Source organism: Cryptosporangium sp. NPDC048952 (assembly GCF_043197895.1).
Lineage (GTDB): Bacteria > Actinomycetota > Actinomycetes > Mycobacteriales > Cryptosporangiaceae > Cryptosporangium.
The window spans coordinates 347,984-361,945 of sequence record NZ_JBICTY010000003.1 but is presented as its reverse complement, the minus strand read 5'-3'; the positions used below and the strand labels follow the sequence as shown (position 1 = coordinate 361,945).

Genomic DNA, 13,962 nt, shown 5'->3' with positions numbered 1-13,962 from the left:
CCCCCTGTCGTCACCGCCCGGAACCGGCGAAGCCGGTGAAAGCCACTCAGTGGCGGAACAGCTTGATGCCGGCCCCGCCGGCGTGCACCGCGCCTCGCGCGGAACGTGCGGCGCGGTCAGCCCGCTCGGGGTGTCTCGGCGGGGAGTTGGGTGGGGAGACCGAGCATGGTCTCGATCAACGTGCAGAAGCGCTCGGCATCACGCAGCAGGTCATCGGCCTCCCGCGAGCTCGCCGCCCGGGGCAACCCCGCCTCGGCAGCCGCCCGCTTCACCGCCGCGGTAGCGAAGAACGCCGCCCACTCCCCCAGCTCGGGAGCAACCTGGGTGAGCAGCACCCACACACTGGTAGGCCGCGACCGGGGCCGCCGCACCCCCGGCGGCAACGGCCGCGCCCGCACCGCGAGCACCGCCGCGGCGGCACGCAGCGCGGCCAGGTGTGCGGTGGCGTAGCGCGGACCGGGCGACCGGGTGACCGCCGCCTCACCCAGCCCGTGCCGCGCCAGCGCGAGCAGCTCCCGCGGAGTGCGGTGCGGCAGCGCGGACGCCGGCACGGAGACGGGCATCCCGCCGGACGCGTCACCGACGGCCGTGGACGGCCGGACCGAGACGGGGACCGGATAAGTCATTGCTCCTCCTCGAGGATGTCGATCCTGGTGACGGTCCAGCGCCCGACCACCCAGTCGAAACGCAGGTCGAAAACGCCGGCGAGAGCGGGCGCCGGCTGCGGCGAACTCTTTTCAACCTCAGCGATCCCCGCAGGCTGAACGCCGTCCGCAGAGCTCGGTCGAAAAGAATTCGATGCCGACGAACTCGCTGTCACTCGCCAGATCTCCTCGTCGGGAGGCCCGGCAGCCGGAGAGTCCGGTAGCTCGGAGGGCTCAGCCGCACGAGCCGCGCGACGGGCCTCCAGCTCATCCAGTACGGGCGGGGAAGGAGGGAGATCGGGGCGCGTGGAGGAGCCCGGCCGGGGCGAGTTGCGAATGCGGTGATGCGTGAGCACCACCCGCACCCGGTGGATCTGACCGTTCCAGCGGAACTCCACCGGAGCGTCCGCGCCGGCTCCGCGCCGGACCTCGGTCTCCTCGGCCACTGCTTCCCCTCCACGCCGTACCACCGAATGCCCGGACGGACACCCGGTGCCGCTCGAGGGGAAGGTGAGCGGCACCACCGACTCGGGCAAGGCGCTTCCCCTCGCCTTACCCGAGCCGGCAGCAGCCTTCATCGCCGGTAGAAAGGGTCGGTCCACCGGCGGTGAAGGATCCCCGGAGGCGGGTCGCGACACCCGCTCCGAGTGTTCGAACGAGTGTTCGAACTAGCCCAACAGTAACCCCGCCCCGGGCCAGGCGCAACGCCGACTCACCCCCTGGTCACCTCAGGCAGACTGTTCGGGTGAACACCGTTGATCGTCGCCGTCTCGCCGATTTGCTCAGCCGCGAACGGGCCCGCTACGCCGACGCGCACCCGCGTTCGGCGTCGGCCTACACGAACGGAAAGCACCTGTTCGGCCGCACCCCCATGACGTGGATGGCCAAGCAAGCCGGAGGGTTTCCGCTCTATCTCGCGAGCGCGCGCGGAGCGCGCGTCACCGACCTGGACGGGCACACGTACATCGACCTCTGCCTGGGCGACACCGGCGCGATGGCCGGGCACTCCCCCGCTCCGGTCGTGGAGGCGGTGCACCACCGCCTGGCCGAGCTGGGCGGGGTCACCGCGATGTTGCCCACCGAGGACGCCGAGTGGGTCGGCGCGGAGCTGACCCGGCGGTTCGGTCTCCCGCAGTGGAGCCTGTCGCTGACCGCCACCGACGCCAACCGGTGGGCGATCCGGCTCGCCCGTGCCATCACCGGGCGGCCGAAGATCCTGGTCAACAGCTACTGCTATCACGGCAGCGTCGACGAGTCGCTGATCGTCGTGGGGGCGGACGGCCGGCCCGAGATCCGCGAGGGCAACGTCGGTGCGCCGGTCGACACCCGGGTCACCAGCCGGGTCGCGGAGTACAACGACCTCGAGGGCCTCGAGACCGAACTGGCCAACGGTGACGTCGCCGCGGTGCTGATGGAGCCCGCGCTGACGAACATCGGCATCGTGCTGCCCGAGCCCGGCTACCTCGAACGAGTCCGCGAGATCACCCGGAAGCACGGCGTGCTGCTGATCAACGACGAGACCCACACGTTCTCGGCGGGCCCCGGGGGCTGCACCGGGGAATGGGGCCTGGAGCCCGACATCCTGACGGTCGGCAAGGCCATCGGTGGCGGCGTACCGGTCGGGGCCTACGGCCTGTCGGAAGAGGTCAGTGCCCGTATCGAGGCCCGCACCGACCTCGACCTGATCGACATGGGGGGCGTCGGGGGCACGCTGGCCGGGAACGCACTGTCCGTGGCCGCGACGAAGGCCACCCTCGAGCACGTGCTCACCGACGAGGCGTTCGCCCACATGACCGAGCTCGGCACGCACCTCGCCGAGGGAACCCGGAACGCCATCAAGACCATGCCGTGGTCGGTCACCCAGCTCGGCGCCCGCGCCGAGTACCGCTTCGCCGACCCCGCGCCTCGCAACGGCGGGGAGTCACACGCCGCCGGCGACGCCGAACTCGACGACTACCTGCACGTCTACGCCGCCAACCGCGGCATCCTGCTGACCCCGTTCCACAACATGGCCCTCGTCTGCCCCGACACGACAAAAGCAGATGTCGACGCCCACCTCGAGGTGCTAGCCACCGCCGTCGCCGAGCTCGCCTGACAAAAACGCCGAAGGCAAAGTTCGAACCTGGAGCCCGCTCAGGGCCGCCCCCTAGAACAGAACCGTGGAGAAGGTGCCGACCTGGGTGAAGCCGCAGCGTTGGTAGACGGTGCGGGCGGCGTGGTTGAAGTCGTTGACGTAAAGGCTGACGATCGGCGCGACGTTGCGGAGCGTGTCGGCGACCACTGCCGCCATCGCCGCCGTCGCCACGCCCGTCCCGCGCCGGTCGGGGTGCACCCACACACCCTGCACCTGCGCGACCCGGTTGCTCACCGCGCCGAGCTCGGCCTTGAACACGACCTGGCCGTTCTCGATCCGCAGGTACGAGCGACCGGCCCGCACCAGCTCGGCGACGCGGGCCCGGTAGGCGACCCCGCCGTCCCACTCGACCGGCGAGACCCCGATCTCCTCCGTGTACATCGCGATGCACGCCGGCAGCAGGGCGTCGAAATCACGCATGTCGGCGCGCCGGACCCACGGGTCCGGCGCCACCGGCGGCAGCGCGGACGTGGCCAGCAGCGGCTGGGAGGCACGCACTTCCCGCGGCTGTCCCCAGTCGTGCACCAGGTCGTCCCAGAGCGGCAACACGGCCTTGTCGGGCCCGACGATCGATGAACAGACCCGACCCTGTTCCCGGGCGACGTCCGCGAACGCGCGCACTGCCTCGGGCTCGGTGGTCAACGGCACCAGGTTCGCGCCGGAGTAGCACAGACCGCACACCACGCCGTCGAGCGTGTAGCCCCAGAGTTGGGCGCCCAGCCGCCAGCGCGAAATCCCGTGCGTGCCGATCCGGGCCGCGACGAACACACTCGCGACCGGATCCGCGTCCAGTAGTTCTTCGACGTCGGTACGGTCCGCGTCCCGCAGGACCCGGACCGGCCTGGTCGTCAGCACGAGGAACTCACGATCCCAGCCTGCCACGGACTACCCGACAGGCCAAAGCCCTCAGTGAACCTCGACCGTGGGAGCGAGCCCACGGAGCTCCTCGGGCAGCTCGGCACCCATCTCCTCGGCCAACCGGAGGGCTTCCTCGATCAGCGTCTCGACGATCTGCGACTCGGGCACGGTCTTGATGACCTGGCCCTTCACGAAGATCTGGCCCTTGCCGTTGCCGGACGCGACGCCCAGGTCGGCCTCGCGCGCCTCGCCGGGGCCGTTCACGACGCACCCCATCACCGCGACGCGCAGCGGCACCGGCAGCCCCTCGAGGCCAGCGGTGACCTCCTCGGCCAGCGTGTAGACGTCGACCTGGGCCCGGCCGCACGACGGGCAGGAGACGATCTCTAGGCCACGCTCGCGCAGGCCGAGCGACTCCAGGATCTGGTTGCCGACCTTGACCTCTTCGACCGGCGGGGCCGACAGCGAGACGCGGATCGTGTCGCCGATGCCCTCGGCGAGCAGCGCGCCGAACGCCACCGACGACTTGATCGTGCCCTGGAACGCCGGGCCGGCCTCGGTGACGCCGAGGTGCAGCGGGTAGTCGCAGGCGCGGGCCAGCTGACGGTACGCGTTGATCATCACGACCGGGTCGTTGTGCTTGACCGAAATCTTGATGTCGCGGAAGCCGTGCTCCTCGAACAGCGAGCACTCCCACAGCGCGCTCTCGACCAGCGCCTCGGGCGTCGGACGGCCGTACTTCTGAAGGAGACGCTTGTCGAGCGAACCGGCGTTGACGCCGATCCGGATCGGCACCCCGGCCGCGGAGGCCGCGTTCGCGATCTCCTTGACCTTGTCGTCGAACTGCTTGATGTTGCCCGGGTTGACCCGGACCGCCGCGCAGCCCGCGTCGATCGCCGCGAAGACGTACTTCGGCTGGAAGTGGATGTCGGCGATGACCGGGATCGGGCTCTTCTTCGCGATTGCGGGCAGCGCGTCGGCATCGTCCTGGCTGGGAACGGCCACCCGGACGATCTGGCAGCCGGACGCGGTGAGCTCCGCGATCTGCTGCAGCGTCCGGTTGATGTCGGACGTCGGCGTCGTGGTCATCGACTGGACGCTGACCGGGGCGTCACCGCCCACCGGGACGTTGCCGACCATGATCTGCCGGGAAACGCGTCGTTCGGTGAGCTTGGGCGCGGGGGGACGGGGCAAGCCGAGGGAGACGGCGGTCACAGCGAGACCTCTATCGGGTGGTGAGCGTGATCGGGTTGATGATGTCGGTCGCGACCGTGAGCAGCGTGATGCCACCGAAGATCAGCACCACGGCATACGTGATCGGCAGCAGCTTGGTGTAGTCGACCCGGCCCGGGTCGGGCTTGCCGCGCTTCGCCGCCCACCACGACCGGACCTTTTCGAACCAGGCGATCGCGATGTGCCCGCCGTCCAACGGCAGCAGCGGGAACAGGTTGAACACGCCGATGAAGAAGTTCAGGTTGGCCAGCAGCAGGAAGAAGATCGGCCAGATGCCCCGCTCGACGACCTCGCCACCGATGCGGCTGGCACCGACGACGCTGACCGGCGTCTCCGGGTCACGCTCCTGGCCCATCAGGGCGTCCCAGAGCTTCGGGATCTTCTCCGGGAAGTTGGCGATCGCCGTGAACGTGCCGGCGAAGATCTGCCCGGTGTAGTCGGCGGCCTGGCCGACACCGTCGATCGGCCCGTAGGTGACGGTCAACGGAGCGTCGGAGCCCTTCGGCGAGACGCCGAGGAAGCCGACCTGCTGCACGTTGGGTTCGTCGGTGGTGCTGATGTCGAGGTTGCGGCGGATGACCGTGATCGTCGTGGTCTCGGTCTGACCGTCGCGGACGTAGGTCAGCGGCACCGCGCCGGCCGGCGACTTGCGCACCATCGCCACGAGTTCGCCGTACGTCGGCGTGCTGACGTTGTTGAACGCGGTGATGCGGTCGCCGGGCTCGAGCCCCGCGGCCGAGGCGGGCGACCGGGGGTCGCCCTTCGCGACGTCACACGAGTACGAGTCGGGCGTCGCCGGGACGCACTCGTTCACCGCGCCGAGGACGGCCGGTTCCTTGTTGGCGTCGTAGGCGGCGCGCTCGGGATTCGGCAGGCCGACGAACACGGCGGTGATCCAGAGCAGCACGACCCCGAGGATGAAGTGGGTGATCGATCCGGCGGCCAGGACGATCGTCCGCTTCCAGACCGGCCGCTTCCAGAAGACCTTGTCCTCGTCGGCCGGGTCGACCTCGTCCAGCGGGGTCATCCCCACGATCGAGACGAACGCGCCGGCCGGGATCGCCTTGAGGCCGTACTCGGTCTCCTTGCGCCGAAACGCGAACAGCGTCGGGCCGAAGCCGATGAAGAACCTCGTGACCTTCATCCCGAACGCCCGGGCACTCCACATGTGGCCGGCTTCGTGCAGCGCGACCGAAATCAGAATGCCGAGGGCGAACAGAATAATTCCACCCGTGTACGCCATCGGCGCTTACCTCGACCCTTCAGCAGATCCAGCGTCGGTTCCGTAGGCCCGACGGTTCGCTTCCGTCCGCGCCCAGCGCTCGGCGGAGAGAACGTCCTCGACGCTACCTGGCTCATCCAACAGTTGCCGGTCGGCGTTTTCAGCCGATTCAACTACAGAACGTACAGTGTCAACGATCCCAGTGAACGGGAGCACACCTGCGAGAAACGCAGCGACACATTCTTCGTTGGCGGCGTTGTAGATCGCCGGCAGGCAACCGCCGGTCGTGCCCACCTCGCGCGCGAGTTTCACGGCCGGGAACGCGTCATCGTCCAATGGCTCGAACGTCCAGGTCGCGGCTTTCGTCCAGTCGACGGCCGACGCGGCCTGCGGAACCCGGTCGGGCCAAGCGAGGCCGAGCGCGATCGGCAGCCGCATGTCGGGCGGGCTGACCTGGGCGAGCGTCGAGCCGTCGACGAACTCGACCATCGAGTGCACCAGCGACTGCGGGTGGACGACGACGTCGACCTTCTCGTAGGGCAGGCCGAACAGCTCGTGAGCCTCGATCACCTCGAGGGACTTGTTCACCATCGTGGCGGAGTTGATCGTGACCACCGGACCCATGGACCAGGTGGGGTGCGCCAGCGCCTGCTCGCGGGTGACGTTCGTCAGCTCGGAACGCCTACGCCCCCGGAACGGACCGCCGCTTGCCGTCAGGATCAGCTTGCGCACCTCGGACGGCGCACCACCGCGCAGACACTGGGCCAGCGCGGAGTGTTCGCTGTCGACCGGCACGATCTGCCCGGGTTTGGCCACCGCGCGCACCAGCGGACCACCGGCGACCAGCGATTCCTTGTTGGCCAACGCGAGCGTGTGCCCGGCCGTCAGTGCGGCGAGCGTCGGCGCGAGGCCGATCGAGCCGGTGATGCCGTTGAGCACCAGACCGTTCTCCCCCAGCGGCCTTGCCGCCAGGTCGGTCGCGGCGTCGGGCCCGGCGAGGATCTTCGGCAGCGTGAACCTGCCCTCGCTCCAACCGCGACGCTGGGCTTCGGTGTAGAACGCCAGCTGCAGGTCCTGGGCGGTGCTCGCTCTGGCGACCGCGACGGCGTCGACCTCGAACTCCAGTGCCTGGGCGGCCAGCAGCTCGACCTGAGCGCCGCCGCCGGCGAGACCGACGACCCGGAAGCGGTCGCGGTTCCGACGGATCACGTCGAGCGCCTGGGTGCCGATCGAGCCGGTGCTGCCGAGGACCATTACCTCGCGCGAACTCATGGGAAGCATTCTCCCGCACCCGTACGACAGGCGCGCGACCAGCACGGTGTCCACATCCGAGCAAGTCGTGTCGGTCACAACGACGACAGTTCGGACGGGACACTACAAATCAACCGAATGGCCAGTGTGAACTCGGTCAATGACATGAACGATGAACAGTTCGCACTCGGGCGGTTACCGAAAGCCGTCGGGCTCGTTGTGCGGGGTGGCAGGGCGGTCACGCCGGCCGACGGGCACCGGGCGGTCAGTCGGCACACAACGCGGTGACCGCCGCAGCGGAAGTTCGCGAGGGGGTCTTGGAGTCGTGACTGTGATGGTGAACCGTCGGGAGCGCGTCCGGGCGGCGACGGTCCAGGAAATCAAGGACGTGGCGCGGAGGCAGCTGGTCGGCGACGGGCCATCAGCGGTCTCGCTGCGGGCCATCGCCCGCGAGATGGGAATGACGGCACCGGCGCTGTACCGGTACTTCCCGAGTTTTGACCACTTGGTCCAGTCGCTGGTGACTGACCTGTCCACCGAGCTGTGTGCGGCCGTCGAGCACGCACGTGACCTGGCGTCCCCGGACGACGCCGGTGCACGGCTGCTGGCCGTGTGCCGGGCCTTCCGGGCCTGGTCGGTGGGGCATCCAGCGGAATTCGGGCTGATCTTCGGCGCACCCACGCCGGGGTACGGAACGCCGGCGTACAACGCCGGTCCGAGCGGGCTCACGCCTACCCAGACCAGCCGGGCCGCGGCCAGCGACTCCGCCGGGTCGGACAGTGAGCCCACCGCCGAGCGCCTCGACAACGGTGGCGCCCGGTTCGGGCGGCTGTTCCTGTCCGCGTTCGCGGACGTGTGGCGCGAGCGTCGATTCCCGACGCCCGAAGCCGAGTCGCTGCCGCCGCGGCTCACCGAGCAGCTTGCCGCGTACCGCCAGCGGCTGGGCAGCACGCTGCCGCTAGGTGCGCTCGCTGTGGTGTTCGGGTGCTGGATGCGCCTCTACGGCTTGGTCAGCCTCGAGGTGTTCAACCACATGAGCTTCGCCCTGCCCGACCCCGAACCGTTCTTCGAGGGAGAGCTGGCGGAGATCGCCGCCCGGCTGGACATCACCGAGGTCGAGCCGGCACTGCGGTGACTCAGGTAGCCACTCCGGCCATCCGGCGCCGGAGTGGCCGGCGGCCGGGTCCGGCGGACGTACGCCGGTTGCTGACCGATTCGTCGGGTAGCGACCGGGGTCCCCAGGTCTACGCACAACCGATCCTCGACCTGGTGTCGGGAACGCTGAGCGGCTACGAGGCGCTCGCGCGGTTCCGGCAGTTCCCGGCGGCGACCCCCGACGACTGGTTCGCCGCCGCCCACCGAGCCGGCGTCGGCGCCCAGCTGGAGGCCTATGCCGTCGCCAAAGCCCTCGAACTGGGGGCTTCGCGTCCACCGGGCACCGTTCTCTCGGTGAACGTGAGCCCGAGCGTCATCGACTCACCCGAACTGCGGGCCGTACTCCCGGCGGACCTGACCGGTCTGCAGTTCGAGGTCACCGAGCACGAACTCGCCGACGACGGCACCGCGCTGCTCGCCGCCCTCGACCGGCTGCGACAGCGCGGTGCCCGGATCGCGGTCGACGACGTGGGTGCGGGCTACGCCGGCTTCAAGCGTCTGGTCGCGCTGGCGCCGGACGTCCTCAAGCTCGACCGGACGCTGGTCACCGGCGTCAGCCACGAACCGCGCAAGAGCGCGATGGTCGAAGCGATCGTGCACTTCGGGGCCCGGACGGGGGCGCGGGTGTGCGCGGAGGGACTGGAAACCGTCGAGGACCTCGCCGCCGTGACCGACCTGGCGGTCGGTCTCGGGCAGGGCTGGGTGATCGGCCGGCCGACCGCGGAGTTCGCCGCTGTCGATCCGGTCGCCCGCCAGGCCTGGGACGCCGGACGCGCGGGCGGCGCGGTCACCACCGGGCCGCGGCAGCTGCACGGACTCGCCGAGGTGCTGGAGAGCCTCGCCGAGGTGCGGACGCTCGACGCGGCCGCAGCCGTGCTCGCGGGGTCCGCCACCCTGCTGGGGTGCCAGGCGATCGGCCTGGCCGTGCTGGAACACCCCCGTCGGGCGTCGGCTCAGGCCGAACTCCGTCTGGTGACGCCGGAGGGGGCGTCGCTGGACGGACGGTCGGAGCGTCCCGGCGGGGCCGGGTGGCCGTGGCCGCTGCACCGGGCCCCGGTCGCCCAGCAGGTCGTGGACGAACGGGCGGTGTGCCAGGTGCTGGCGACCGATGTGGACCCCGACACCGCGGAGCGGACCTGGCTGGCCGCGACCGGCACCCGCTCGATGGTGCTGTTCCCGCTGGTGTCGGCGGGTGCGGCGGTGGGGGTGCTGGTCTGCGGCCGACGCCACGAGCAGCCGTGGAGCCGGGCCGAGCTCCGTCCGGCCCGGACGGTGGCGGCCGCAGCGGGGGCCGTCATCGCTGCGGTTCGTCCCTGACACCCCACGGCGAGCCGTACTCCGTCAGCAGGTCGAGGAACGGGACGGCGTCGAAGGCCTCCGGCCCGAGCACGCCGTTGCCCGCCCACGTGCCGTTCGCGAGCAGCTCGAGGGCCACCACCGGGTTGATCGCGGTCTGCCAGACCACGGCCTGAGCGCCGTACTCCGCCATCGTCTCCGCGTTGTCGACGACGTGGTACAGGTACACCTCGCGCGGGTTACCGTCCGTCCCGGTGCCCTTCACCCAGGTACCGGCGCACGTCTTGCCGGACATCCGGTCGCCGAGCGTCGCCGGGTCGGGCAGGCACGCGGCGACGACGTCCCGCGGCGAGACCTCGACGCCCTTGACGCGGACCGGCGCGGTCCGGTCGAGGCCGAGCTGGTGCAGGGTGCGCAACACCCCGATGAACTCGGAGCCCAGGCCGTACTTGAACGTGACCCGCTTCGCGTCGACCCACCGCGGGATCAGCAGCACTTCCTCGTGCTCGACGTTGACGCACTCGACCGGGCCGATGCCGTCCGGGAAGTCGAAGATCTCCGGCTCGCTGAACGGCGCGGTCGTGAACCAGCCCCGGTCCCGCTCGTAGATCACCGGCGGGTTCAGGCACTCCTCGATCGTCGTCCAGATCGAGAAGCTCGGCGCGAAGACCGGTTCGCCGTCGTCGCCGGTGACGACGAGGTTCGCGCCGTCGCGGACGCCGATCTCGTCGATCTCGGAGAACAGGTGGTCGGCGGCGTAGCGGGCGAACACGTCCGAGAGGCCCGGTTCGACGCCCATACCGACGAGCGCGAGCCGCCCGGCGTCGCGCCAAGCCGGTTCGGCGGCGAACTGCTCGGCGCCGAGCGCGGTGCCGACCTGCTCGTACGGGTGGGAGGCGTGCGGCGCGGAGAGCGACATCGCCATGTCGAGGTAGTCGACGCCGGCGCTCTGCGCAGCCGCGAAGATCGGGAGGACGAACCGCGGGTCGACGGCGTTCAGCACATGGGTGACGCGGTGCTCGGCGATCAGCGCCTTGATGGCCTCGGTGTCCGACGCGTCCACGGCGGCGGCGGCGAACCGGGGGTCGTTGCCCGGGACCGCCCGGGCCGCGCGGGCAGCGTCGTAGTCGGCGACCACCATCGTCTCGAAGAACTCACGCCGGGCCGCGATGGCGGCCACCGCGCTGCCCACTCCACCCGCACCTACGACTAATACGCGCATGCGAGTCACGGTAACCGACGGAATCAGTGAAAAACTAGCTCATGACCTTCGGGAATCGAACCTACGAGCGTACGGAACGCACTGAATTCTGCTTGTTCCTCCGCAGACTCGGCGTACGGCGAGATACGGCTCAGCTCGGTGACCGTCATCCGGATCTCGAGCGGCGAGAAGATCACTTCCCCTTCGTTCGACAGCGAGTCGAGTGTCCGCGTCCAGCCCTCGGGGACCCGCTCCAGCACCGCGAAGAAGGGAGCACCCAGCGTCAGGGACTCCCCCACGGGCGCACTCGGCTTACGTCGAAAAAAGCCCTTACGGATGGGCCGGACGGAAACGCTACGCACCCGCCGGAGCCGACCTGATGGGGTGGCCGACGGACGTGAGGCACTTGCCGTCCGCCAGACGCCACTTCCAGCCGTGCATCTGGCAGGTCAGGACGCCGTCCTCCACGTGTGCGAACTTCGTCAGGTCGGCCTTGAGGTGCGGGCAGCGCCGCTGCACCTCCCAGCCCTCCAGTTCGATGTTCTCGTCGTCGGTGTTCTGCTCGGCGAACCAGCCCTCGGCGTAGTTCAGCCGTTCCTCACCGAGGCACTTGAAGAACGCGTAGACGAACTCGTTGTACGGCCCGACGCGGTGCGCGGTGAACCGGCACGACAGGAAGAGGCTGTTCACCCAGTCGATCTCGTGGATCGCGACCAGGTGCTCGAGCAGCTCGCGCGGCGCGGTGAACCGGTAACGCACCCGCTCGCCGTCGTAGGCCCGGACCTCGCGGCCGACGAAGTCGAACAGCAGGTCGACGTCGCCTCGCTCGGGCGAGAGCGCGGTGAACCGCACCGGCCCGTTGATGCCGGTGGCGATGGTGTCGGCCTGCTTGATCAGCGGCTCGATCCACTCCTTGAGCGACGGCAGCAGCTCGATCTCCGGGTGCGCCCAACTGGCCTTCTCGGCCTCGAGCACGGCCTTCTTGCGCTCCTGGTAGGCGCGCAGGTACGGCTCCTTGTTCGCGCCGAACACCGTGGCCGGGTCGTAGGGGTGCTCGATCGGCGCGCCCTCGGCGTCGAAATCGCAGACCGAGCCCGGCAGCAGCAGGATGCCGTTGTCGCGGCCTTTCTCGGCCATGTGGTCGAGGAAGACCTGCTGGTCGGGGAAGATGTTGCCCGGATCGGTGCCGAAGTCGTTGAACTGCCAGAGCTCCTCGTCGAGGAAGCACGGCGGGCCCGCGATCGGCACGACCCAGGTGGCCTCGAGGTCGTCGATGTAGCGGATCGTGCGGTCGAACTGGCGCGCCCGCTTCTGCTCGCCGAAGACCCGCTTCGCGTGGTCGGTGAGCTCGTAGACCATCGGGTACCAGATGGCGCCGGAGTACTGGAGCAGGTGGATGTCCACGTGGCCCAGCTCGGCGAATGCCGACAGCTCGGTGGGGCGGGCGTCGTTCTGGTTGAGCAGCTTCGTGGTGCCGTCGTCGAGCCAGAGCGACGAGTCACCGATCGGCCCGTCCGTGGGCGAGATCAGCGCCTGGATCATCACTTTCAGCCCGTCGAGGTCATGCACCTCGCCGTTCTTCGTGCGGAAGATCTTGGTGAAGCCGGCGTCGCGCAGCGCGTCGTGCAACTCGTCGGTGGGGAACTCCGGCAGCAGCACCGTCGCGGACTTGGAGATCCGCTTCAGGTTCTCCGTGTCGTAGTGGTCCCGGTGCAGGTGGGAGACGTAAAGGTAGTCGACCTTGCCGATCTCGTCCCAGTCGAGCTCGGAGTTGTCGGGGAACGGGAACCACGATCCGAAGTAGGCAGGGTTCACCCAGGGATCGCAGAGCACGCTGCCGTGAGCGGTCTCGATCAGGGCACTCGCGTGGCCCAGGCCCGTCACTCGCACAGCGTTCCGACCTTCCCGCGGCGCGCGGCGCCGCCGACGACTGTTCCTCGGTCTCCTACGGTAGCGGGCCGCGATGGTTGCACTGCGCATCGGTGGGCAATACCCGGGCCGTGAGCGAGCTGCGTGCCGAAGGCCTTCCCGAACCCCGTGACGAGCAGGGTGGCGAGAGCACGCTGACCGTCGTCGTCGCCGGTGCCGCGAACCTGGCGATCTCGATCGCCAAAGCGGTCGGCGGCATCCTCGCCGGATCCTCGGCGATGCTGTCGGAGGCCGCGCACTCGCTCGCCGACACGATCACCGAGGTGCTGCTGCTCACGGCCGTGAAGCGCAGCGGCCGCCCGGCCGACGAGTCGCACCAGTTCGGCTACGGCCAGGCCCATTACTTCTGGGCGTTCATCGCGGCGCTGGCGACGTTCACCGCCGGTTCGGTGTTCTCGATCTTCCAGGGCGTCCACACGATCCTGGAGGGTGAGGAGCCCGGCGACTTCCTGGTCTCCTACATCGTCCTCGCGGTGGCGTTCGTCATCGAGTCGATCTCGCTCGGCCAGGCGGTCCGGCAGATCCGGGGCGGCGCGCGCCGCTGGAAGATCCGCCCGTCGCGGTACCTGCGCCGGACGCCGGACACCGCGCTGAAGGCGGTGGCGTTCGAGGACTCGGCCGCGCTCGTCGGCCTGGTCCTCGCCGCCGCGGGCCTGGCGGGCACCGAGTTCACCGGCAGCGCCTACTGGGACGGCGGCGCGTCGATCCTGATCGGCGTGCTGCTGGCGGTGGTCGCCGTGACGCTCGGCCGGGACAACGCGTCGTACCTGGTCGGACGCTCCGCGACGCCGCGCGTGCAGCAGGCGATCGAGCAGGCGCTGACCGAGACGCCCGGCGTCGAGAAGGTCGTGACGCTCTTCACCCAGCACCTCGGACCGCACGAGCTGCTGGTGGCCGCGAAGGTCGACTTCGCCGACGGGGACGCCGACCAGGTCGAGCACACCGCCGAGGAAGCCGAACGCCGCCTCCGCGAACAGATCCCCTCGATCCGCGAGGTCTTCCTCGACCCGACCCCGCACCGGGCCGCCCACTAAGCTGA

Annotated in this window: 13 protein-coding genes; 4 read left to right on the top strand and 9 right to left on the bottom strand. The window is 69.9% G+C overall.

All coding sequences use genetic code 11. The features are described 5' to 3' along the window. Positions 1-116: 116 nt before the first annotated feature. Both ACGFY5_RS17735 and ACGFY5_RS17730 read right to left on the bottom strand, forming a co-directional pair. Entirely contained in the window at positions 117-563 is a 447-nt protein-coding gene (locus ACGFY5_RS17735) for an SAV_6107 family HEPN domain-containing protein (protein WP_392722506.1), read from the bottom strand. A 59-nt stretch (positions 564-622) separates the two neighbouring features. Further along, a complete protein-coding gene (locus ACGFY5_RS17730; RefSeq protein ID WP_392721029.1) occupies positions 623-1,042 on the bottom strand; it encodes a hypothetical protein in 420 nt (139 codons plus the stop codon). Between the two features lie 347 nt (positions 1,043-1,389). Between ACGFY5_RS17730 and ACGFY5_RS17725 the strand changes: the two genes are divergently transcribed. Continuing rightward, the gene (locus tag ACGFY5_RS17725) at positions 1,390-2,739 is read left to right on the top strand and encodes a transaminase (RefSeq protein WP_392721028.1); all 1,350 of its coding nucleotides are present in this window, start codon (positions 1,390-1,392) and stop codon (positions 2,737-2,739) included. A gap of 51 nt (positions 2,740-2,790) precedes the next feature. On the opposite strand, the gene ACGFY5_RS17720 is transcribed toward ACGFY5_RS17725, so the two are convergent. Genes ACGFY5_RS17720 through dxr form a run of 4 tightly spaced genes read right to left on the bottom strand, consistent with a single transcriptional unit; the run spans position 2,791 to position 7,345 of the window. After that, on the bottom strand, positions 2,791-3,660 hold the full coding sequence (locus tag ACGFY5_RS17720; protein WP_392721027.1) for a GNAT family N-acetyltransferase: 870 nt from the start codon (positions 3,658-3,660) through the stop codon (positions 2,791-2,793). 24 nt (positions 3,661-3,684) lie between these two features. Then, complete coding sequence (ispG, locus tag ACGFY5_RS17715; protein WP_392721025.1) at positions 3,685-4,851, bottom strand: flavodoxin-dependent (E)-4-hydroxy-3-methylbut-2-enyl-diphosphate synthase; 1,167 nt, start codon at positions 4,849-4,851, stop codon at positions 3,685-3,687. 10 nt (positions 4,852-4,861) lie between these two features. After that, the gene (locus ACGFY5_RS17710) at positions 4,862-6,112 is read right to left on the bottom strand and encodes a M50 family metallopeptidase (RefSeq protein ID WP_392721024.1); all 1,251 of its coding nucleotides are present in this window, start codon (positions 6,110-6,112) and stop codon (positions 4,862-4,864) included. A 6-nt stretch (positions 6,113-6,118) separates the two neighbouring features. Continuing rightward, positions 6,119-7,345, bottom strand: coding sequence for a 1-deoxy-D-xylulose-5-phosphate reductoisomerase (gene dxr / locus ACGFY5_RS17705; protein ID WP_392722504.1), 1,227 nt, complete (start codon positions 7,343-7,345; stop codon positions 6,119-6,121). 331 nt (positions 7,346-7,676) lie between these two features. On the opposite strand from dxr, the gene ACGFY5_RS17700 reads away from it, so the two are divergent. Together ACGFY5_RS17700 and ACGFY5_RS17695 are read left to right on the top strand one after the other, a co-directional pair. Continuing rightward, entirely contained in the window at positions 7,677-8,477 is an 801-nt protein-coding gene (locus ACGFY5_RS17700; protein WP_392722503.1) for a TetR/AcrR family transcriptional regulator, read from the top strand. Beyond that, entirely contained in the window at positions 8,474-9,814 is a 1,341-nt protein-coding gene (locus ACGFY5_RS17695) for an EAL domain-containing protein (protein ID WP_392721022.1), read from the top strand. Before ACGFY5_RS17700 ends, ACGFY5_RS17695 begins: the two co-directional genes overlap by 4 nt. Here the strand turns inward: ACGFY5_RS17695 and ACGFY5_RS17690 are convergent. Genes ACGFY5_RS17690 through ACGFY5_RS17680 form a run of 3 tightly spaced genes read right to left on the bottom strand, consistent with a single transcriptional unit; the run spans position 9,792 to position 12,878 of the window. Beyond that, entirely contained in the window at positions 9,792-11,015 is a 1,224-nt protein-coding gene (locus ACGFY5_RS17690) for a saccharopine dehydrogenase family protein (RefSeq protein ID WP_392721021.1), read from the bottom strand. The genes ACGFY5_RS17695 and ACGFY5_RS17690 overlap by 23 nt on opposite strands. 23 nt (positions 11,016-11,038) lie before the next feature. Further along, positions 11,039-11,293: a hypothetical protein gene (locus ACGFY5_RS17685; protein WP_392721019.1), complete on the bottom strand. Its 255-nt coding sequence runs from the start codon at positions 11,291-11,293 to the stop codon at positions 11,039-11,041. Between the two features lie 55 nt (positions 11,294-11,348). Further along, positions 11,349-12,878, bottom strand: coding sequence for a Rieske 2Fe-2S domain-containing protein (locus ACGFY5_RS17680; RefSeq protein ID WP_392721018.1), 1,530 nt, complete (start codon positions 12,876-12,878; stop codon positions 11,349-11,351). A gap of 116 nt (positions 12,879-12,994) precedes the next feature. On the opposite strand from ACGFY5_RS17680, the gene ACGFY5_RS17675 reads away from it, so the two are divergent. Then, positions 12,995-13,957: a cation diffusion facilitator family transporter gene (locus ACGFY5_RS17675; protein ID WP_392721017.1), complete on the top strand. Its 963-nt coding sequence runs from the start codon at positions 12,995-12,997 to the stop codon at positions 13,955-13,957. Positions 13,958-13,962 lie beyond the last annotated feature (5 nt).